Here is a 21,240-nt window from a genome sequence, read left to right on the forward strand (position 1 = left end):
TAAAATAATAATTTAGTTATTACTTATCAAGTCTATTCCACTTAGCTTGTCCTTCTTGGTAAAGATCTCCTCCATAGATATCGTTGATAACTATAGCAGGAAAATCTACTACCTCAAGTCTTCTTAAAGCTTCAGCACCTAAATCTTCATATGTTATCAGCTCTGATTTTTTTATAGATTTAGCTATAAGGGCAGCAGCTCCTCCAACAGCAGCAAAATATACAGCTTTTTCAGAAACCATAGCATCTCTAACCTCTTTAGATCTAGCTCCTTTACCAATCATTCCCTTTAGTCCAACATTTATTAGAGCAGGAGCATAGGCGTCCATTCTATAACTAGTTGTTGGACCAGCACTTCCTATAGGTTTTCCTGGTTTAGCTGGAGTAGGACCAACGTAGTATATTATTTGTCCTTTTATGTCAACAGGAAGTTCCTTTCCTTCTTCAAGTAGTTTTACAAGTCTAGCATGAGCAGCATCTCTTGCTGTATATATTACTCCAGTTATCTTAACAGAATCACCAGCTTTTAATTTAGCTATATCTTCATCTTTTAAAGGTGTTGTTAAATGGTATTCCATATCTATTTCCTCCTTAGTAATTATAACTCGACTTCTTTGTGTCTAGCAGCATGGCAATTAATATTTATAGCAACAGGTAGGGCAGCTATATGGCAAGGGAAGGTGTTGACTTTTACAGCTAAGGCAGTGGTAATTCCTCCTAATCCTAAAGGACCAACTCCTGTTTTATTTACTAACTCAAGTAACTCTTCTTCAAGTTTTTTTGCTATTGGATCTGAAGTAACATCATTTATATCTCTAAGAACAGCTTCTTTGGCAAGAAGAGCAGCTTTTTCAAAGTTTCCTCCTATCCCAACACCAATAATTATAGGCGGACAAGGATTTCCACCAGCATTTTTAACTGTTTCAACTACTAATTTTTTTATTCCCTCTATTCCATCAGAAGGTTTTAACATCTTTAAGGCACTCATATTTTCAGAGCCTCCTCCTTTGGGAGCAACAATTATTTTTACTTTATCTGAGTTTGGAATAAGTTTAGTATGAATTATAGCAGGAGAGTTATCCTTAGTATTAACTCTATCTAAAGGGTGTCTAACTACAGATTTTCTAAGATATCCTTTGTCATAACCTCTTCTTACTCCTTCATTTATAGCCTCATATATATCTCCATTAATTTTAACATCTGTACCAATCTCTAAGAAAACAACGACAATACCAGTATCTTGGCACATAGGAACCTGTTCATTCATAGCAATTTCATCATTTTCTATGATCTGTCCTAGAATATTTTTTCCTACTTCTGATTCCTCTTTTTCATAAGCTTCTTTAATTTTATTTAAAACCTCTTGACCGATAAAATAGTTCCCCTCAATACAAAGTCTCTCCACTTCATCAGTAATCTTTTTTAAATCTAATTCTTTCATTGAAAAACCACCTTTCTTTTAAAAGTTTTGGAAAAGCTAATTGTTATCTCTAATACAATCATACCACAAAATGTACTTATTTTAAATAGCGAAGTCAATAGAATTTTAAAATAATCAATGTAAAAAAGATTGATGAAATATATAATAAAGAGTTTTCAAAGAAATTAAATTTTATTTAAATTTTTAATTTTTAAATGATATAATAAAAAAATACAATATAATAATATTAGAAAAGAGGTTAAAAAATGAGAGTGTTAGTAAAAAAGTGTGAAAAGATAAAAGATGGATATATTTTAGAACTAGAACCAAATGGAGCTTTTTATATAGATGGAAAGGGAGGACAACTTGGAGATAGAGGAAGTATAGGGGAGGCTAAAGTTATTGAAGTTAAAGAAAATGGAGTTGTTGTAGACAGAGAACTTGAACTTCAGGAGTATGAGATAGAGATAGATACACAAAGACAAGAGGATATAGCATGTCAACACACTTCTCAACATATATTTTCAGCTTTAGCTTACAATATATATGGATTAAATACAGTAGGTTTTAGAATGGCAGAGGAGTATACGACTGTAGATTTAGACTCTAATACAATAACAGATGAGATTGTAGTTGACTTAGAAAATAGAGTTAATGAAGTCATAAGAGATGGAAAAGAACTAAAAATATTTGTTATGGATAATGATGAGGCAAGAAATATAGAAGGACTTCGTAAAGCAATTAAGGAAAAAGTTACTGGTGATGTGAGATTTGTAGAGATACCTGAGATTGATTTAGGGGCTTGTGCTGGTTTTCATGTAAAGAATACTAAGGATATTCAACTGTTTAAAATTATAAACCAAGAAAAAGTAAAAGGAAATTATACAAGATTCTATTTTATTGCAGGAAAAAGAGCTATAGAGGATTACTCTAATAAGCATAAATTATCAAGAGAGTTGTGTCAAACTTTTAGTTGCAAAGATAAAGAGATAATAGAGATGGTAGATAAAAGTATTGGAGAAAAGAGAAAGGTAGAGAGTGAATATAAAAATTTAGCTATGCAATATAGTGAGCTTTTAGCAACTAAACTTTTAAAGGAGAGTGAAAAAATAGGGAAGTATCAACCAATTTTCTATTTTGGTGATAGTAGTGTTGCACAATTTTTAGTAAAATATATGGGAGATAATAACATTCTTCTCACAGGAAGTGGAAGTAATTTTTCAATATCAGCTCAAGAGTTTGATTGTAAAGAGTTTATAAAATTTTTGACAAATAAATACTCAAATATAAAAGGTGGAGGAAATCAGAGTAAAGGAAATTTTAAAGGAGAGATAAAAGAGAGTGAGATAAAGGGTATTTTACTTGATTATTTAAAAAATTCTACTCTCTAAAAATAATGGAGTAAAACAAAACTAAAATAAATTACTAGTATATATTCCTTTAATATTGTGTTTACTATGAAAGTATGATATAATGTATCGTTAAATAAAAGCTTTATGGAGGAAATAATGTCAGAAAGAATAAATTTATTAAATCTTAACCAAAAGGAATTAGAAGAGTTTTTAGTATCTCTTGGAATGAAAAAATTTTATGGAAAACAACTTTTTAACTGGTTACATAAAAAAATAGTTAGAGATTTAAATGAAGTAACAAACCTTTCTTTAAAAGATAGAGAATTACTTATGGAGAAAGCTTATATCCCATTTTTAAATCTATTAAAACATCAAGTTTCTAAAATAGATAAAACAGAGAAATTTTTATTCCAATTAGAAGATGGAAACACTATAGAAACAGTTTTATTAAGACACAAAGATAAAAGAAACACTCTTTGTATCTCATCACAAGTTGGATGTGCTGTAAAATGTGCTTTTTGTGCAACAGGACAAGGGGGATTTGTAAGAGATTTAAATGTAAGTGAGATTATCAACCAAGTATATACTGTAGAAAGAAGACTTGTGAAACAGGGAGAAAACTTAAATAATATCGTATTTATGGGAATGGGAGAACCACTTTTAAATCTAACTAATGTTTTAAAAGCACTAGAAATATTATCAAATGAAAATGGAATAAATATTTCAAAAAGAAAGATTACAATCTCAACTTCTGGAATTGTTCCAAATATAGAGAAAATACTGTTAGAAAAAGCTCATGTGGAGTTAGCTGTATCACTTCACTCTGCTATTAATGAAAAAAGAGATGAGATCATACCTATAAATAGAAGATATCCATTAGAGGATTTACATGCAGTATTACAAGAGTATCAAAGACAAACTAAGAGAAGAATTACATTTGAATATATTTTAATTAATAATTTCAATGTTTCTGAAGCTGATGCCAATGCCTTAGCAGATTTTGTACATGATTTTGACCATGTTGTTAATCTAATACCTTGTAATCCAGTAGAGGGAACAGATTTAACAAGACCATCTGATAAGAAAATAGAAAGATTTGTAAACTTCTTACAAAATGTAAGAAAAGTTAATGTAACTATTAGAAGAGAAAAGGGAACAGATATAGATGGAGCTTGTGGACAATTGAGACAAAAAAATAAAAATACTACTAAGTAGGAGGAGGCTATGAAGAAACTTACATACTTAAAAATATTTTTAGTAGTTGTATTTTTAGGGGGAATACTGGCTTCTGGAGCTGTATTTGGTTTAGTATATAAGTATTATAAGGAGCTTCCAGATATTTCAAACTTAATAGAGGATTATTCTCCCTCTATTCCTACTACTGTTTATGATAGAAAAGGCAGAGTAATAGATGTCATATCCCGTGAAAAAAGAGAGGTTGCAAAGTTTAGGGAGATACCTCAAAATGTAAAAAATGCTTTTTTAGCTATTGAGGATAAGCAGTTTTATTCACATCATGGAATACATTTTAAAAGATTGTTAGGAGCTGTAATAGCAAATGTAAGAAGTGGCTCAGCAGCACAAGGAGCTAGTTCATTTACACAGCAATTAGCAAGAAATGCTTTTTTATCACATGAAAAAAGTATAGCAAGAAAGATAAAAGAAGCTTTGATAACTTTTGAAATAGAGAGAAAATACACTAAAGATGAGATTTTTGAGAAATATCTAAATGAGATATATTTTGGTGCTGGAGCCTATGGAGTGAGAACAGCAGCAGAACAATTTTATAGAAAGGATATATCTCAAATTAATTTGGCGGAAGCAGCTCTACTAGCTGGAATTCCAAATAGACCTGAAACTTACAATCCAACAAGAAAATTGAATAACTCATTAAAGAGAATGAAATTAATACTTTCAGAGATGTACAAAGATGGAATGATTAGTGAAGAGGAGTATAATAAGGCTTTAAATCATAAATTCTATAATGAGGGAAAATTGCCAAAAGGTTTTGTAATGGATGAAGATACAACAATAGTTTACAATAAAAGAAGTGAAGTTGAGTATAACGTACCAGATTTTTCAGGACTTGTTGAAAAATTCTTATTGGAAAAATTTGATGAGGATTTAGTATATACTGGTGGATTAAAAGTGTATACAACATTAGATTTAGATATACAAAAAATTGCTAAAGAAACCTTTGATAATTATTCTTTCTTTAAAAAAGAGGGAAGAGAGAATTTACAGGGGGGAATGGTAACGATTGATCCAAACAACGGTTATGTTATATCCCTTGTTGCTGGAAAAAATTTCAAAGATGGTGGTTTTAATAGAGCTACTATGGCTAAAAGACAAATGGGTTCATCATTTAAACCATTTTTATACTTTACAGCTTTACAAAATGGATATGAGTTAAACTCCGTAATAGAGGATAGATATTTACAGTATGGTAAGTGGATACCAAAAAACTACGGAAATAGATATAATAAAAATTTAACACTACTTACAGCATTAGATAGATCTGTAAATACAGTTTCTATTCAACTGTTAGATAAGGTAGGGATAAGTACAGTAAAAAGAAATATAGCAAAACTTGATCCTAATTTAAAAATTCCAGATGATTTAACAGCTTCTTTAGGTTCCTTTGAAAATACTCCACTACAACACGCACTAAATTATAGTGTATTTGCTAATGGAGGATATAAAATATCTCCAGTTATTGTAACTTCTGTAATTGATAAATATGGAAATACATTATACGAAGAGTTACCTAAAAAAGAAAAGATATATGATAGTTTAGATACAAGTTTAATAACTTATATGTTAAAAAGCTCTGTAATGTTTGGAAGCTCTGGTAGAGCAGCTGTTTATGATGCAAATAAAAGAAGAATTGAACAGGGAGGAAAAACTGGGACTACTAATGAAAATAGAACTCTTTGGTTTGCTGGAATTACACCAAACTATGTAACAACTATCTATATAGGTTACGATAATAATGCACCAATAGTAGGGGATGTAAGTGGAGGAAATGGAGTTGCACCTCTTTGGGCTCAATATTATCAAAAACTTGTAGATAATAATCTTTATGATACAAAAGCTAAGTTTTCTTTCCTAGATAACTATCTAAAAAATGGAGATTTAGTTATGCAAACTTTAGCCCTTAATACAGGATTAAAATTGGATAAGGGAAGAGATTTTGTCATAAGAAAAGGAAAATTAGAGTTAGAGAGAGATGATAAATATAGTAATGGAATAGCTGGAGTATTTGAAAAAGCAGGTTATAAAACAAAGAGTGATGAAGCAAAAGAAAACTCTTTTAAAGAAGTAGATCAGATTGAAAATGAGAAGAATAGTATATTACCTTCTCAAGAAAATAAAATACAAAATAGTGGAACAAATGACTCTTTATTCCAAAGATTATTAGGTAATTAATAGTAAATTATAAAAAAGAGAAGTAGTGGTAGATTAATCTACTAATACTTCTCTTCTTTTTATGTTGAGATTATTTATTTTCTAAGGGCTTCAATTTCATCAAAGTATTTAGGCATTTTATCTCCTAATCTTCTTGCTCCATTGTCTGTTATTAAAAAGTCACCTTCATATCTCATTCCACCGAAATCTATATATTTTTCAATTTCATCATAATTTAGATATTCAGTAAATTTATTAGCTTCCTTCCATCTTTTAATAAGCTCTGGTATAAAATAGATACCAGGCTCAACGGTAAATACGTATCCTGGTTTTAGTTTTCTAGCTAGTCTTAGAGACTTTAATCCGAATTGCATCTCTCTAGGAAAATCTTCATATCCTACATAATTTTCTCCAAGAGCTTCCATATCATGAACATCAAGACCAAGCATATGTCCTAGACCATGAGGGAAAAATATAGCATGAGCTCCAGCTTTTACAGCTTCTTCTATATTTCCTTTCATAAGACCTCTTTTTTTCATACCCTCAGCAAGAACTTTACAAACTTCTAAATGAACCTCTTTATATGTTATTTCAGGCTTAATAAGTTCTTCAGCTTTTTCAAACATTTCAATTAAAAGAGAGTAGATATCTCTTTGTCTCTCGGAGAATTTTTTAGAAACTGGGAAAGTTGTAGTCATATCTCCACAATACCCAGTGTGAGCTCTAGCTCCAGCATCTAACACAATAAGATCTCCCTCTTGTAATGTATTTCCATGATAGTGATTATGTAGTGTTTGTCCATTCTTTGTGAATATAGTATGGAATGAAGTAGAAGCATTATATTTAGCAGCAACAGCTTCTAGAGCGGCAACTACTTCATACTCCTTCATACCAGGTTTAGTAACTTTAATAGCTTCTAAGTGCATAGCTCTAGTAATATTTACAGCTTTTTCTATCTCTTCTATTTCTAAAGCAGATTTTATATTTCTTTGTTCAACTACAGCTCTAATAAGTTTTTCAGAAACATTTATCTCAAATTCAAAAGGATTTAGTTCAAAAGCTTTACTTAGTTGCATAACAGTCTCTGCCCTGTATTGTGGTAAGAATAAAAGTTCTCTATTTTCTTCTAAAGCTTTAGTAGCAAATTTTTTAAACTCTGTCATTTCGACAAAATTTTTAACTCCCACATCTTCAGCAAAAGATTTAAGAAGTTTCTGTTCTCCCATCCACACTATATCATCAAGAGTAAAATCAGTTCCGAAAATATACTCTTGATTGTTGTCTACGTCAATGACTCCAATTAAATTTGGTACATTCATACCAAAATAATAAAGAAAACATGAATCTTGTTCGAAATTGTAATCATTGCCTTTATAGTTTCTAGGTGACTCTTGATTCCCTGGAAGAATTACAAGTCCACTTTTCAAATTAGTTTTTAATATGTTTCTTCTTTCAATATATATATCTTTACTAAACATCTTTACCTCCTTAATGTTTAATTTGTTATATTATTATAGCAAAAATTTATAATAAAAAGAATAGGTTTATTTTATTAAATATAAAAGTAAACTTAAAAATAGTTTGATATAAAACTATTTTTGTGATAAACTACTAAAAGGGTGATAGTATGGAAAGTTTAGAGATAAGAAATACACTTTTTAGTTATATGAGTAGAGTACATCATAAGGGAGCTAGTTATATAGATGAACTATTGAAAAAAAAGGGAGTAAAAAATCTATCTTATTCTCATATTAGAATTATTATAATATTGAGTATTCATAATAGAATATCTATGAAAGAGATAAGTGAACTTATAAGTAAAGATAAATCAACAGTTACTACATTGGTGAATAAGCTAGAAAAATTGGGGTATGTAAAAAAAATATCTTGTCAAAAAGATAGGAGAGTTACTTATTTAGAATTAGAAGAAAAAGCAAAGGAGATAGTAGAAACAGTTTTTCAAGTAGCTAATCTGTTTCATCAAAAAGTAGAGAGCATATTAACAAAAGAGGAAATAACTACTCTCTTTACTTTGATGGAAAAATTAATAAAAAATTTTTAAAATATTTTGAAGGAGTGGATTAAATGGAAAAGAAACATCAGTTGATGGGAACAGAAAAAATTACAAAGCTTTTAGTTCAATTTTCACTTCCAGCAATAATAGGTATGTTGGTGAATGCCCTATATAATATTGTAGATAGAATATATATAGGAAATATTGAAAATGTAGGACATATAGCAATAGCAGGTGTGGGAATAACCTTTCCAGTTGTTATTTTTGTATTTGGTTTCTCTATTCTAATAGGATTAGGAGCGGCTACAAATGCCTCTCTAAATTTAGGGAAAAAAAAGAAAGAGGAGGCAGAAAAATTTTTAGGAGTAGCAGTATCTTTTGGATTTATTGTATCATTGATTTTAATGGTGCTTGTTTTATGGAAACTGGAATGGTTAGTAAATATACTTGGTGGAAGTGATAAAACTGGAATATATGCAGCTCAGTATTTAAAAATCTTAGCCTATGGTTTTCCAGCTGCGGTAGTGGGATATGTAGCAAACGCTTCTATTCGTTCAGATGGAAACCCTAAGATGGCAATGGCAACTTTGCTGATAGGAGCTATAACTAATATTGCCTTAGATCCAATATTTATTTTCTATCTTAAAATGGGAGTAAAAGGAGCAGCTTGGGCAACTATAATATCTCAGTATGTATCAGGAATCTGGGCTATATACTATTTTACTTCTAAATTCAGCGGAATGAAACTATATTTAAAAAATTTAAAGTTAGATTTTGGAAAGATAAAGAGTATTTCATCATTAGGAAGTGCTCCCTTTGCTATTCAAATAGGAGCAAGTGTAGTAAATTACACATATAATAGCACATTGAAAATATATGGTGGAGATACAGCTATAGGTGCTATGGCAATTGTACAAGCCGTAATAACTTTTATCTCTATGCCAATTTTTGGAATAAACCAAGGGCTACAACCAATACTGGGATATAACTATGGGGCAAAACTTTATTCAAGAGTAAAAGAGGCACTTTTCAAAGCTATTTTTGCAGCAACAGTTCTATGTGTAATAGATTTCCTAGCAATTCAATTTTTATCTAAATATTTTATCAATATTTTTACTCATGAAAAAGAATTAGTTAGAATAGCCTCTATTGGACTTAGAATCCAAACATTTATGTTACCAATTGTAGGATTTCAAATAATAGCTTCAATATATTTTCAGGCAATAGGAAAGCCTAAGATGAGTTTTTTTATGAGTTTGACAAGACAGATAATTGTATTAATACCGTGTATATTGATAATGTCTAAATTATTTGGAGTAGAGGGAGTTTGGTTTGCAGGACCAACAGCAGATTTTATAGCTACAGTGGTAACATTTATTTTTATAAAAATGGAATTGAAACATCTAAAAGAGTTAGAAATAAAAGTTCAACATAAAATAGAAGAGTAATTAAAATTAAAATGTATATATGGGGGTAATATAATGATTAACAGATTTTTAAAGTATGTAAAGATAGCAACTGATGCCAATCCAGAGAGTCTTTTATGTCCAAGTAGTGAGATACAATGGGATTTAGCTAAGGTTATAATAGAAGATTTGAAAGAGATAGGATTAGAGGATATAAGTTTAGATGAAAATTGTTATATAATGGCTACTCTTCCATCTAACTGTGGAAAAGATATTCCTACAATAGGATTTATAGCTCATATGGATACAGCTCCAACTTATAATGGAAAAGGAGTAAATCCAAAAGTTGTAAAATATGAAGGTGGGGATATAGTTTTAAATAAAGAATTAGATGTAATTCTTTCGCCTAAAGATTTTCCAAGTTTGAATAAATATATAGGAGAAGAGTTAATAGTAACGGATGGTAAAACACTTCTAGGAGCAGACGATAAGGCTGGAATTGTTGAGATAATAGAAGCCATAAAATATTTAAAAGAGCATCCAGAGATTAAACACGGAGAGATAAAAATTGGGTTTACACCAGATGAAGAGATAGGAAGAGGAGCAAATCTATTCGATGTTGAAAAATTTAATTGTAAATTTGCTTATACAGTTGATGGTGGAGAGCTTGGTGAGTTAGAATATGAAAACTTTAATGCAGCTTCAGCTGTAATAAAGATTAAGGGAAGAGATATTCATCCAGGAACAGCTAAAAATAGTATGATTAACTCAATGATTATTGCTATGGAATTAAACTCTATGCTTCCAGCTGATCAAAGACCAGAACATACAGAAAATTATGAGGGATTTTTTTTGTTAAATGATATGAAAGGAACAGTTGAAAATACAACTATGAACTATATAATAAGAGATCATTCTATGAAAAAGTTTAATGAGAAAAAAAATCTGATAAAAGCTGTAGTAATGTATCTTCAATTAAAATATAAAGATGCTTCTATAGAGATCGAAGTAAAAGATAGTTACTATAATATGAGAGAAAAGATTGAACCAGTAAGTTATATAATAGATTTAGCTAAAAAATCAATGGAAGAATTGGGAATTGAACCACACATAAGACCTATAAGAGGTGGAACTGACGGGGCAAGACTTTCATATAAAGGACTTCCTTGTCCAAACTTATTTACTGGTGGACATAATTTTCATGGGAAATTTGAATACATTCCAGTGAATTCGATGGAGAAAGCTAGAGATTTAATTATAAAAATAGCTGAAAATGTAACTAATTTATAATAAACTAAGAAAGAGGAGAGACTAGTTTAAAAAATTTTTAAATAGTTTTTTCTCTTTTTTATATAAAAGCTTGTAAATTTAATTATTTTCTGCGAGCAAAATTAATTTTTACTAGAGAGGTATAAAAAAATAGTTGAATTATTACAGAATATATGATATATTAAAAGTAAAGTAAAACAACTAATTAAGTGAAACTAGAACAGTATGAAAAAATACTTTCATTTTAAGAACACAAAAATGTTAGCAATTTAAAAATAAAATATATATCTCATATATCCCTGTAATATGGTCAGGAGTTTCTACGGGTTGCCAATATAACAATCCTCTATGAGTTGAAATAAAAAATTTGAGCTTTTATATAATTTAAAAAAGTTTTCTTATTTTTTGATTCCTAACTGAAATTAGAAGGATATAAGAGAGTAATTAGGAGGAAAAAGTGAGAAACAGATCGCCTTATCATTTAGATGGAGTTCCATCTTTAAAAGAAGCTATACCATTAGGATTACAACATGTCTTAGCAATGTTTGTAAGTAACATTACACCGCTTATAATTGTAGCTGGAGCTCTAGGGATCCCAGCTGAAACAAAGACCTTTCTAATTCAATGTACAATGTTTGTAGCAGGATTAAATACCGTGATACAAGCATATACTATTGGACCTATCGGAGCCAAATTACCTATCGTTGTGGGTACAAGTTTTGCTTTTGTACCAGTTGCCCTTTCTATTGGATTACAATACGGATATGAAGCTATTTTGGGAGCTGCCTTGGTTGGAGGAATTTTTGAAGCTTTCATTGGATTAATTATAAAGAAAATAAGAAGATATTTCCCACCAGTTGTAACTGGAGTTATTGTATTATCTATTGGATTATCACTATTACCAGTAGGTGTTTCAAATTTTGCTGGTGGAGTAGGAGCACAAGATTTTGGATCATTTTCAAATTTAGCCTTAGGAATGGTCGTTTTAATAACAGTTATTTATTTCAAACAGTTTACTAAGGGAATAACAAGTACCGGAGCTATGTTTATCGGAACAGTAGTAGGATTTATTGTAGCACTATTCATGGGAAAAGTTGATTTAAGTTCTTTATCAGATGCAGGATATTTTAACTTACCAAAACCATTTACATATGGTCTTTCATTTCATTTAGATGCCTGTTTAGCTATGATAATGATGTATATAGTTTCAGCTGTTGAAACAGTTGGAGACATGTCAGGAGTTACTATGGGAGGAGCTAACAGAGAGCTAGAAGATAGAGAGCTATCTGGTGGAATTTTAGCTGATGGAGTAGGTAGTTGTATAGCTGCTTGTTTCTCAATATTACCAACAACATCTTTTAGCCAAAATACTGGACTTGTTACCATGACAGGAGTTATGAGTAGGTTTGTTGTAGGTGTAGGAGCAGCATTTTTAATGTTAGGAGCTTTTATTCCAAAAGTAGGAGCTATTTTATCTGCAGTTCCAGCAAGTGTAATAGGTGGAAGTTTAGTAATGGTGTTTGCTATGATCTCTATTTCTGGAATAAATCTTATTACAAAGGAACCTTTAAAGGGAAGAAATGCTTTAATTCTTTCAGTTTCACTAGGATTAGGGTATGGACTTGGAAGTGTTCCAACAGCACTAAATCATTTTCCTGAGAGTATCAGACTTATATTTGGAGGATCTGGTATTGTAGTTTCAGGATCAATAGCAGTAATATTGAATATGATATTACCACCAGATGAAGAGATGAAAAAACATATAAAATTTGAGAAAAAAATAGAGGCATAAAAAATTTATATAATATTAGGAGGTCAGCTTTGTTTAGTTTTAAAAATTATTTAGCTGTGACAACATTAGAGGAAGCTTATAATGAGTTGTTAAAAAACAAAAAAAATATTGTATTAGGAGGAACTTCTTACCTTAGAATGGGAAACGTTTCTTATAATACAGCTATAGATTTATCAAACCTTACTCTTAACTATATAAGAGAAGAGGGGGAGTACATTCATATAGGAGCGATGACAAGCTTTAGAGATCTAGAAACAAATGAAATTACTCAAAAAATATTTGACGGAATTTTAGATAAATGTGTAAGAGGGATAATAGGAGTACAGTTTAGAACAAATGTGACTGTAGGAGCTACAGTTTTTTCTAAGTATGGATTTTCAGATCTAATTCCCACTTTATTAGCTATGGGAGCTACTGTTGTACTTTATAACGATGGAGAGATATCTTTAGAAGATTACCTAAAAGAAGAGGGACTAAGAAGAGATATTCTAGTAGAAGTAAAAATAAGAAAAGATGGAAGAGGATCATTCCAAAGTATAAGAAAAAGTAAAACTGATTATGCAATAACAAATGTTTGTGTAACTAAGACAGAAGCTGGAATAAGAGCTGCTATTGGAGTAAGACCAGGTAAGGCGGTTTTATCATATAGAGCTATGGATATTTTGAATAGTAATGAAATAACAGATGAAATTATTGATAAAGCGTGTGAAGCTATGGGTGAAGAGGTTACTTTTGGAAGTAACATGAGAGGGACAGGAGAGTACAGAAGAGCTGTTTCTAAAAACTTATTAAAGAGAGCAATTAAGGAGGTATTATAGTGCTTTTAACTCTTAATGTGAATGGAAGAAAAAGAGAGATTTCAATCTCAGCTGATGAATATTTATTAGATGTATTGAGAAAATTAGGGTATTTAAGTGTAAAAAGAGGGTGTGATACTGGTTCTTGTGGTCTTTGTACAGTTCTTGTAGATGATAAACCAGTATTATCTTGTAGTACTTTAGCTATAAGAGCTCAAGGGAAGAGAGTAACAACTATAGAAGGATGTCAAAGAGAAGCTGAAAAATTTGCTGAGTTTATGGCAGCAGAGGGAGCTGAACAATGTGGTTTTTGTGCACCTGGGTTTACTTTAACAGTTCTTGCACTAATGAAAGAGTTTGAAAATCCAACTGATGAAGAGATATTACACTACTTAAATGGAAATCTATGTAGATGTAGTGGATATATTTCACAACTTAGAGCTATAAAAAACTTTATGGAGGCTGAGAAAAAATAATGAAATTTGTAAATAAAGAGATGAAAAAAGTAGATGGAATTGGATTAATTACAGGAAAACCATTCTATACTGATGATTTAGTTGCAAATCAAGAGTACTTAATAATCAAACTTCTAAGATCTCCACATGCTTATGCTAAAATCAAGAGTATTGATACTACAATAGCTGAGAAAGTACCAGGAGTAGAGGCTATATACACATATAAAGATGTTCCTCAAACTATGTTTACATTAGCAGGGCAATCTTATCCAGAGCCATCTCCTTATGATAGAAAAATTTTAGATGAATATGTAAGATATGTAGGAGATCCTGTAGCTATAGTTGCTGGAGTAGATGAGCAAACAGTTGAGAAAGCTATGAAATTAATAAAAGTGGAATATGAAGTTTTAGAAGCTGTAGTAGATTATGAAAAGGCTTTAGACTCTCATGTATTAGTACATAAAGATAAAGCTCATACAAATTATGATAATATAGGATATGATCACAAAAGAAACTTAGCGTCTTCATATTTACAAGTAAAGGGAGATGTAGATAAAGGGTTTGAAGAAAGTGAAGTAATAATAGAAAATACATATTATACACAACCACAAATTCATGCTATGATGGAAACTTATAGATCAGCGGCATATTTTGATGTTTATGGAAGACTTACAGTAATTTCATCTACTCAAATACCATTTCATGTAAGAAGACACTTAGCTAGAGCTTTAGAGTATCCTAGTAGTAAGATAAGAGTTATAAAACCAAAACTTGGTGGTGGATTTGGAGGAAAACAAACTTCTGTTTGTGAGATTTATGCAGCTTTTGTAACATTAAAAACTGGTAAACCTTCAAAAATTATCTATACAAGAAAAGAGAGCCAAGCTTATTCAAATACAAGACATGGAATGAGACTTACGGTAAAAGTAGGATCGGATAGAGAAGGAAATATAAAAGCTATAGACATAAATGTATTATCAAATACAGGAGCTTATGGTGAACATGCTCCAACTGTTACATCACTTGTTGTATATAAGACCTTCCCTCTATATGCTAAAGTACCAATGAGATGTAAAGCTGATATAGTTTATTCAAATACTATGGTTGGAGGAGCATTCAGAGGATATGGAGCTACTCAAGGAACATTTGCTGTCGAGTCAGCAGTAAATGAGTTAGCTCATAAATTAGGATTAGATCCTACAGAAGTAAGAATGAAGAACTTAGTAGATCAATCAGAAACTGTAAGTGGAGATATCAAAAAATGTATTGAGATTGGTAAGGAAGCTTTCAACTGGAAAAATAGAGAAGTAATTGACATGGGAGATGGAAAAGTAAGAGCATCTGGAATGGCAGTAACTATGCAAGGTTCTGGAATAGCTGGAGTAGATACAGGTTCTGCTACAGTAAAATTCCATGATAGTGGAGATTTTACTTTAATGTTAGGTGTTACTGATATGGGACAAGGATGTGATACTGTTCTTACTCAAATGGCTGCTGAAATATTAGATGTACCTATGGATAAGATAATAGTTAATACAGCAGATACAGATACATCACCATATGATCCGGGAGCATATGCATCAAGTGGAACTTATGTTACTGGAAACGCTGTAATTATAGCATGTGAAAAAATGAAGAAAGAGATTGTTAAAGCTGCGGCTCAACTGATGAATAAAACTGAAGAAGAGTTAGAATATAAGGGAGAATATGTAGAAGCAAAAGATGGATCAACTCTTACCTTAAAAGAGATAGGAGTAAGAAGTATCTCTTTTGAAGGACAAAATCAAATTACAACTACAGGAACTTGGGGAGGAGAAACTTCACCACCACCATTTATAGCAAGTTTTGTTGAAGTAGAAGTAGATACCTTTACTGGAGGAGTCGAAGTATTAGATTTCTTATCAGTAGCTGATTGTGGAACACCAATTAACCCAGCTTTAGCAAAGGTACAAGTAGAGGGAGGAATAGCTCAAGGAATAGGGCTTGCACTTACAGAAGAGATCACTATAGATAAGAATGGAAAACTTTTACAAGATACTTTAATGCAATATAAGATACCTTCAAGAAAAGATGTTGGACCAAAGGTTAATGTTTTATTTAGTCATTCTAATGAGCCAACAGGACCGTTTGGAGCAAAATCTATAGGAGAGGTAGTTATTAACACAGCAGCTCCAGCAATAGCAGATGCTGTTTACAAAGCAACAAAAGCAAGAGTTAGAAGTCTACCTATAACAAGTGAAAAATTATTCTGGGAAATCTCTTCAAAATAATTGGAAGTTGTGATATAATATAAAAATATCATTAAATTTATGAGTTAAATATGGAGGCTTATTTTAAAATGGAATTACTAAAGGATTATATCTTAAACAATGGTAAAACTATTGGTTCAAAGATATTAAAAGTGGACAGTTTTTTGAATCATCAAATTGACCCTGTTCTTATGATGAAAATGGGAGAAGAATTTAAAAAGAGATTTGAAGGAGTAGAAATCAATAAAATACTAACGATTGAAGCATCTGGAATAGCTATTGGACTTGCTGCTGCATATGCTCTTAATGTACCATTAGTATTTGCTAAGAAAAAAGTACCTTCTACAATGTCAGATTTTTATACAACTAAAGTGTTTTCTTTCACAAAAAATCAAGAATATACAATCTGTGTAGGAAAAGATTTCTTACAGCCAGAGGATAAAGTATTAATAATAGATGACTTTTTAGCAATGGGAAATGCAGTTCTTGGGCTTAAAGAGTTAGTGGAGATGGCTGGAGCTAAGGTAATGGGAGCTGGAATAGCTGTTACAAAAGGTTTCCAAGGTGGAGAAAAACTACTTCAAGATAACGGAATTAGAGTTGAATCTTTAGCTGTTGTAGACTCTTTAGAAAATGGAGAAATCAATTTTAGATAAAAAGCTTGACAAGTTTTTAATATAGGTGTATTATAACATCATACAAAAAATTTAAAAGGAGATTATTATGAAGAGAGAATTTATTTTACTAAACTTAGCAACAATTCATCATCACCATCATGGGTAGAGAGTTTGTTTTGTGAAAGTTATTTCATAGATACAGACTCTGATTAGCATGCAAATTAAGAGTGTATCTATGATGGTAAAATAAGAGCTTCATAATTTTTAGTAAGACCATCTAGATGAATAGATGGTCTTTTTTATTTAATTAAAAGGGGGAATCAAAATGAAAAAAATAATAATATGTTTAATGTTAATGGTGAGTCTATTTGTAAGTTCTTCTGGAGCAGATAAGTCATTAGAAAATGTAAAAAAGAAAGGATATTTTATAGTTGGATTAGATGCAACTTTTGCTCCAATGGGATATAGAGATGAAAATGGAGAGATAGTTGGATTTGACATAGATTTAGCTAAAGAGGTTGCAAAGAGAATGGGAGTGGAAGCAAGATTTAAACCTTGTGAGTGGGATGCAATAATATTTGATCTAAGAAGCAAGAATATTGATATGGTTTGGAATGGAATGACAATAACTCCAGCTAGAGAGAAACAAGTAGCTTTCACAAAACCTTATCTTTCTGATAATCAAATAATATTTACAAAAAAAGGAACAGCTCCTGCAAAGGTTCAAGATTTAGCTGGCAAAGTAGTTGGAGTTCAATTGGGAAGCTCTGGAGCTCAAGCTGTAGAAGATAATCCGATTAGTAAGCAGATTAAAGAGGTAAAAAAATATGCTACTAACGTAGAAGCACTTATGGATCTAGAAGCAGGAAGATTAGATGCTGTAGTAATGGATGAGATATCAGGAAAGTATTACAATCAAAAAAAATCAACTTTAACTTATTCAGTTGAAACATTGGCAGATGAAAATTTTGGAGTAGCTCTTAGAAAACAAGATAAGGCTTTAGTAGATGAGATAAATAGATTATTAGATGAGATAAAGGCTGATGGAACTTTCGATCAAATAAAAAGTAAATGGATGGCTAATTAATAATTAAAAAGGAGATAAGGAATGGAAAATAATATTTTATTTATATTGCATGGACTTGGATTAACAGTTAAGTTATATATAGTTACGATGATATTCTCTTTACCATTAGGAGTTATATTATCACTAGGAAGAATATCAAAAAATTCAATTTTAAATAATGGAATACAAGTTTATACATGGGTATTTAGAGGAACACCTCTACTATTACAGTTATTCTTTGTATATTATGGACTACCTGTAATAGGAATAACTTTATCTCCTTTTACAGCTGCAGCTCTTACTTTTATAATTAATTATACAGCTTATTTTTGTGAGATCTTTAGAGGAAGTATATTAGGTATAGATAAGGGACAATATGAAGCAGCTAAGGTACTAGGGATGAGTTACTGGCAAACTATGGTAAGAATAATTATTCCTCAAGCCTTAATTACAGCTTTACCTCCTCTTGGAAACGAAGCAATAGCATTGATAAAAGATACATCTTTAATCTCAGCAATAGGAATGGCTGAAATCTTAAGAAACTCAAGAGAGATTGTAACGAGAGATTTTTCAATAACACCATTTATAATATGTGCTGGAATATATTTAATACTTTCAACAGTAGTTGTAATATTCTTTAAGAGAATGGAGAAAAAGGTGGTAATATAATGATTATAAAGATAAGAGATTTACATAAGAATTATGAAGGAAATATAGAGATTTTAAAAGGCGTAAACTTAGATATAAAAAAAGGTGAGGTAATATCTATAATAGGTGCTTCAGGAGGTGGAAAATCAACACTTCTAAGATGTATGATAGGTTTAGAAGAGATTGATAAAGGGAGTATAGAGACACCAGATAGACAAAAAATGGGAATGGTATTTCAATCGTTTAACCTATTTCCACATATGACAGCCCTTCAAAATATAATGGAATCATTAGTTGTAGTTGATAAGATGCCAAAGGAAGAGGCTAAGAAGATAGGACTGGAACTTTTAGAAAGAGTAGGGTTAAAGGAGAGAGCTAACTTTTATCCTAAAGCACTTTCAGGTGGACAAAAACAAAGAGTTGCAATAGCGAGAGCTATGGCTAAAAATCCAGAGGTTCTTTTATTTGATGAACCAACCTCTGCTTTAGATCCAGAGATGGTAAATGAAGTATTAAATGTAATTCAAAATTTGAAAGATACTACAAAGATGACGATGGTTATAGTTAGCCATGAGATAGACTTTGTAAATAAAATATCTGATAGAATAGTAGTTATGGAAAATGGAAATATTAAGGAGATAAGAGAGGTTTCAAAAAATAATAAATAATTATTTAATTATATTTTGAGTTTGAAATAAAAATAAGAATTGTTATATAATTTTAGAAGTTGATTAACCAAGCTTTATTTAACTGGGTTAATCAACTTCTTTTTAATAATATAAATTTTAAAGTTTTATGGCTAGTTTAAAGTTATTATCCTAATAATTCTAAAAAAGCTTCCATTCTTATTTTGATTTGTCCAAAATCAGCTTGAGAGTAATCTGTTTCTAAAGCTATATAAGGTATTTCTTTATCTTTAGTAACAATTTTTCTTATATTATAACTTTCCACAGCATAGGTATGACAAGCTTGTAATACTACCTCAACTACTCCATCTATTTTATACTCTTCAATTAGATTTTTTATGATATCTTCTCTACCCTTATTTGGACTCATAACTGAACAAGGAATATTTAAATATTTTTTAGCTAAAGCATCAATGGGATTTTCCTTTTCATCTACTAACTCTTCTAAATTTTTTATTCCACTACAGCTTTCAAAAGCTACAACTACTCCTCCTAACTCTTCTAAAGGTTTAACAACTTTTTCATAAACTCCACCTATTGGACAACCAGTTATAAGTATTCTAGGAGCAGATTTAGATATAGGTCCTTCATTATTTTTATGAACCTCTTTTAGATGTTCGATCATTTTAATTAATCTGTTATTTTGTTCCTCTTTGTTAAAAGTAAAATTAGCTCCTTCTAAAACTTTATAGATCTCATATCCCGATATTGGAGGAGGAACTAGTTTTCCAAGAGAATAGAACTCTTTTAAGATTTTTCTTTCTTCGTTACAAGATAATATACTATCTCTTAATTTTTCTTCAGTAATTTTAACATTAAATTTTTCTTCTAATCTACTTATTAATTTTTCAATCTCTTTTCTCCAAAGTTTTAGAGAATCTTCATCTTTCATATTAGGAAGATTCATTATATGAGTATCTTTTATCTCACCTAAAAGCTCATACATTTTTTTCTTTCCATCACAAGTAGTTTCACCAACAACTAAGTCGGAAAAATACATATATGGACACTTATCAGTTAAAGCAAATCCATAGCTTGCTTTAATTAAAGGGCAAAGATTTTTAGGAAGATGTTTTTCAGCTTCTGGAATAGTTTCATCATTTGAAGCACAAAGTGAAACTGGGTGAGCTCCAGCAGCATAAATTACCTCTTTCGGCGTATAAGTACAGAATACTCCAACTATATTTTCTCCTCTATCTTTCATCTCTTTTGCTTTTAAAAATCCTTGCCTTCTAGCATCGGAAAAAGCATCAAAATCTTTTGGTAAACTTTTCATATATTCTCCTTGTTTAAATTATCTATTTTTTATTTTTTTAGCTGTAAGAGCAGCTCCAATAGCTCCAGCATATCTAGCTAATTCACTATTTGAATAAACTTCTCCATTTAATGATTTACTCAATAGTTCTAAAATATAATCATTGCCACATAACCCACCTGTTAAAAAGAAAACAGAGTTTTTAGTATGTTTTTTACATAGAGAACAAACTCTTTCAATAACAGAGTTAACTACTCCATAAGCTATATTCTCCCTACTCTCTCCTCTTCCAATTAGACTTATAACTTCAGATTCAGCAAATACTGTACACATAGATGTTATTTTAGTATCCTTTCCTTTTTTAGAAAGTTCTATGAGTTCATTTATTTTTACTCCCAATATATTTCCCATAACTTCTAAAAATCTACCAGTTCCAGCAGAACATTTATCGTTCATAATAAAATCTGAAACCATTCCATCTTGTAGAGTAATTATTTTGGTATCTTGACCACCTATATCAATAACTGTACAATCTTTTTTGAAAAGATAAAAAGCTCCTAATCCGTGACAAGTTATCTCAGTAACTGTTTTATTAGCAAAGGGTATAGAAACTCTACCATACCCTGTTCCAACTATTTTGGTATCATCTTTCATATATCCCATTTCTGTTAATTTCTTTAAAATATTTTCAGAAGTTTCTACACAACTCCAACCAGTTGGCATAGTAAACTTATCTATTATTTTATCGGTATCCATTACAACTACTTTAGCTGCTGTAGAACCGATATCTATTCCTATAAAATACAA

19 protein-coding genes and 1 riboswitch are annotated in these 21,240 nt (G+C 30.7%); of the genes, 14 read left to right on the forward strand and 5 right to left on the reverse strand.

Going from position 1 to position 21,240, the window contains the following annotated elements; all coding sequences use genetic code 11:
* Positions 1 to 19: 19 nt before the first annotated feature.
* Together IAA47_01250 and IAA47_01255 are read right to left on the reverse strand one after the other, a co-directional pair.
* A complete protein-coding gene (locus IAA47_01250; protein ID MBU3841622.1) occupies positions 20 to 577 on the reverse strand; it encodes a Fe-S-containing hydro-lyase in 558 nt (185 codons plus the stop codon).
* A gap of 20 nt (positions 578 to 597) precedes the next feature.
* The gene (locus tag IAA47_01255; protein ID MBU3841623.1) at positions 598 to 1,440 is read right to left on the reverse strand and encodes a fumarate hydratase; all 843 of its coding nucleotides are present in this window, start codon (positions 1,438 to 1,440) and stop codon (positions 598 to 600) included.
* 245 nt (positions 1,441 to 1,685) lie between these two features.
* Here IAA47_01255 and IAA47_01260 point away from each other — a divergent pair, with 245 nt between their 5' ends.
* From IAA47_01260 to IAA47_01270, 3 genes are all read left to right on the forward strand, one after another.
* Positions 1,686 to 2,810 (forward strand): alanyl-tRNA editing protein, encoded by a 1,125-nt coding sequence (locus tag IAA47_01260; protein ID MBU3841624.1) that lies wholly within the window; start codon positions 1,686 to 1,688, stop codon positions 2,808 to 2,810.
* Positions 2,811 to 2,924: 114 nt separating this feature from the next.
* Positions 2,925 to 3,986, forward strand: a complete 1,062-nt coding sequence (gene rlmN, locus IAA47_01265) for a 23S rRNA (adenine(2503)-C(2))-methyltransferase RlmN (GenBank protein ID MBU3841625.1) — start codon at positions 2,925 to 2,927, stop codon at positions 3,984 to 3,986.
* 9 nt (positions 3,987 to 3,995) lie between these two features.
* Entirely contained in the window at positions 3,996 to 6,200 is a 2,205-nt protein-coding gene (locus tag IAA47_01270; protein ID MBU3841626.1) for a penicillin-binding protein, read from the forward strand.
* A 74-nt stretch (positions 6,201 to 6,274) separates the two neighbouring features.
* Here the strand turns inward: IAA47_01270 and IAA47_01275 are convergent, their stop codons facing one another.
* Positions 6,275 to 7,657: an aminopeptidase P family protein gene (locus tag IAA47_01275; GenBank protein MBU3841627.1), complete on the reverse strand. Its 1,383-nt coding sequence runs from the start codon at positions 7,655 to 7,657 to the stop codon at positions 6,275 to 6,277.
* Positions 7,658 to 7,806: 149 nt separating this feature from the next.
* Between IAA47_01275 and IAA47_01280 the strand changes: the two genes are divergently transcribed.
* From IAA47_01280 to IAA47_01330, 11 genes are all read left to right on the forward strand, one after another.
* Positions 7,807 to 8,241, forward strand: a complete 435-nt coding sequence (locus IAA47_01280) for a MarR family transcriptional regulator (protein MBU3841628.1) — start codon at positions 7,807 to 7,809, stop codon at positions 8,239 to 8,241.
* Between the two features lie 23 nt (positions 8,242 to 8,264).
* Positions 8,265 to 9,641: an MATE family efflux transporter gene (locus tag IAA47_01285; protein MBU3841629.1), complete on the forward strand. Its 1,377-nt coding sequence runs from the start codon at positions 8,265 to 8,267 to the stop codon at positions 9,639 to 9,641.
* Between the two features lie 33 nt (positions 9,642 to 9,674).
* Positions 9,675 to 10,889 carry a peptidase T gene (gene pepT, locus IAA47_01290; protein ID MBU3841630.1) on the forward strand — a complete coding sequence of 405 codons (1,215 nt, stop codon included), beginning with the start codon at positions 9,675 to 9,677 and terminating at the stop codon, positions 10,887 to 10,889.
* A gap of 248 nt (positions 10,890 to 11,137) precedes the next feature.
* A riboswitch (purine riboswitch) is annotated at positions 11,138 to 11,237 on the forward strand.
* A gap of 88 nt (positions 11,238 to 11,325) precedes the next feature.
* The gene (locus IAA47_01295) at positions 11,326 to 12,660 is read left to right on the forward strand and encodes a purine permease (protein MBU3841631.1); all 1,335 of its coding nucleotides are present in this window, start codon (positions 11,326 to 11,328) and stop codon (positions 12,658 to 12,660) included.
* Between the two features lie 29 nt (positions 12,661 to 12,689).
* Positions 12,690 to 13,478, forward strand: coding sequence for an FAD binding domain-containing protein (locus IAA47_01300; GenBank protein ID MBU3841632.1), 789 nt, complete (start codon positions 12,690 to 12,692; stop codon positions 13,476 to 13,478).
* Positions 13,478 to 13,933 (forward strand): 2Fe-2S iron-sulfur cluster binding domain-containing protein, encoded by a 456-nt coding sequence (locus tag IAA47_01305; protein ID MBU3841633.1) that lies wholly within the window; start codon positions 13,478 to 13,480, stop codon positions 13,931 to 13,933. Before IAA47_01300 ends, IAA47_01305 begins: the two co-directional genes overlap by 1 nt.
* A complete protein-coding gene (locus IAA47_01310) occupies positions 13,933 to 16,182 on the forward strand; it encodes a molybdopterin-dependent oxidoreductase (protein MBU3841634.1) in 2,250 nt (749 codons plus the stop codon). Before IAA47_01305 ends, IAA47_01310 begins: the two co-directional genes overlap by 1 nt.
* A 68-nt stretch (positions 16,183 to 16,250) precedes the next feature.
* Positions 16,251 to 16,817 carry a xanthine phosphoribosyltransferase gene (locus IAA47_01315; protein MBU3841635.1) on the forward strand — a complete coding sequence of 189 codons (567 nt, stop codon included), beginning with the start codon at positions 16,251 to 16,253 and terminating at the stop codon, positions 16,815 to 16,817.
* 286 nt (positions 16,818 to 17,103) lie between these two features.
* The gene (locus IAA47_01320; protein MBU3841636.1) at positions 17,104 to 17,865 is read left to right on the forward strand and encodes an amino acid ABC transporter substrate-binding protein; all 762 of its coding nucleotides are present in this window, start codon (positions 17,104 to 17,106) and stop codon (positions 17,863 to 17,865) included.
* A 21-nt stretch (positions 17,866 to 17,886) separates the two neighbouring features.
* Complete coding sequence (locus tag IAA47_01325) at positions 17,887 to 18,513, forward strand: amino acid ABC transporter permease (protein ID MBU3841637.1); 627 nt, start codon at positions 17,887 to 17,889, stop codon at positions 18,511 to 18,513.
* A gap of 2 nt (positions 18,514 to 18,515) precedes the next feature.
* Positions 18,516 to 19,160 carry an amino acid ABC transporter ATP-binding protein gene (locus tag IAA47_01330; GenBank protein ID MBU3841638.1) on the forward strand — a complete coding sequence of 215 codons (645 nt, stop codon included), beginning with the start codon at positions 18,516 to 18,518 and terminating at the stop codon, positions 19,158 to 19,160.
* Positions 19,161 to 19,305: 145 nt separating this feature from the next.
* Here IAA47_01330 and IAA47_01335 read toward each other — a convergent pair whose 3' ends face one another.
* Entirely contained in the window at positions 19,306 to 20,454 is a 1,149-nt protein-coding gene (locus tag IAA47_01335; GenBank protein MBU3841639.1) for a 2-hydroxyacyl-CoA dehydratase family protein, read from the reverse strand.
* 18 nt (positions 20,455 to 20,472) lie between these two features.
* Positions 20,473 to 21,240 (reverse strand): CoA activase, encoded by a 768-nt coding sequence (locus IAA47_01340; GenBank protein ID MBU3841640.1) that lies wholly within the window; start codon positions 21,238 to 21,240, stop codon positions 20,473 to 20,475.

This window comes from Candidatus Fusobacterium pullicola, from assembly GCA_018883725.1.
GTDB lineage: Bacteria > Fusobacteriota > Fusobacteriia > Fusobacteriales > Fusobacteriaceae > Fusobacterium_A > Fusobacterium_A pullicola.

Coding starts and splice junctions, on each gene's coding strand:
- IAA47_01320 (MBU3841636.1), top strand. CDS start 17,104: ATGAAAAAAATAATAATATGTTTAATGTTAATGGTGAGTCTATTTGTA.
- IAA47_01270 (MBU3841626.1), top strand. CDS start 3,996: ATGAAGAAACTTACATACTTAAAAATATTTTTAGTAGTTGTATTTTTA.
- IAA47_01315 (MBU3841635.1), top strand. CDS start 16,251: ATGGAATTACTAAAGGATTATATCTTAAACAATGGTAAAACTATTGGT.
- IAA47_01335 (MBU3841639.1), bottom strand. CDS start 20,454: ATGAAAAGTTTACCAAAAGATTTTGATGCTTTTTCCGATGCTAGAAGG.
- IAA47_01255 (MBU3841623.1), bottom strand. CDS start 1,440: ATGAAAGAATTAGATTTAAAAAAGATTACTGATGAAGTGGAGAGACTT.
- IAA47_01310 (MBU3841634.1), top strand. CDS start 13,933: ATGAAATTTGTAAATAAAGAGATGAAAAAAGTAGATGGAATTGGATTA.
- IAA47_01260 (MBU3841624.1), top strand. CDS start 1,686: ATGAGAGTGTTAGTAAAAAAGTGTGAAAAGATAAAAGATGGATATATT.
- pepT (MBU3841630.1), top strand. CDS start 9,675: ATGATTAACAGATTTTTAAAGTATGTAAAGATAGCAACTGATGCCAAT.
- IAA47_01280 (MBU3841628.1), top strand. CDS start 7,807: ATGGAAAGTTTAGAGATAAGAAATACACTTTTTAGTTATATGAGTAGA.
- IAA47_01250 (MBU3841622.1), bottom strand. CDS start 577: ATGGAATACCATTTAACAACACCTTTAAAAGATGAAGATATAGCTAAA.
- IAA47_01285 (MBU3841629.1), top strand. CDS start 8,265: ATGGAAAAGAAACATCAGTTGATGGGAACAGAAAAAATTACAAAGCTT.
- IAA47_01275 (MBU3841627.1), bottom strand. CDS start 7,657: ATGTTTAGTAAAGATATATATATTGAAAGAAGAAACATATTAAAAACT.
- IAA47_01325 (MBU3841637.1), top strand. CDS start 17,887: ATGGAAAATAATATTTTATTTATATTGCATGGACTTGGATTAACAGTT.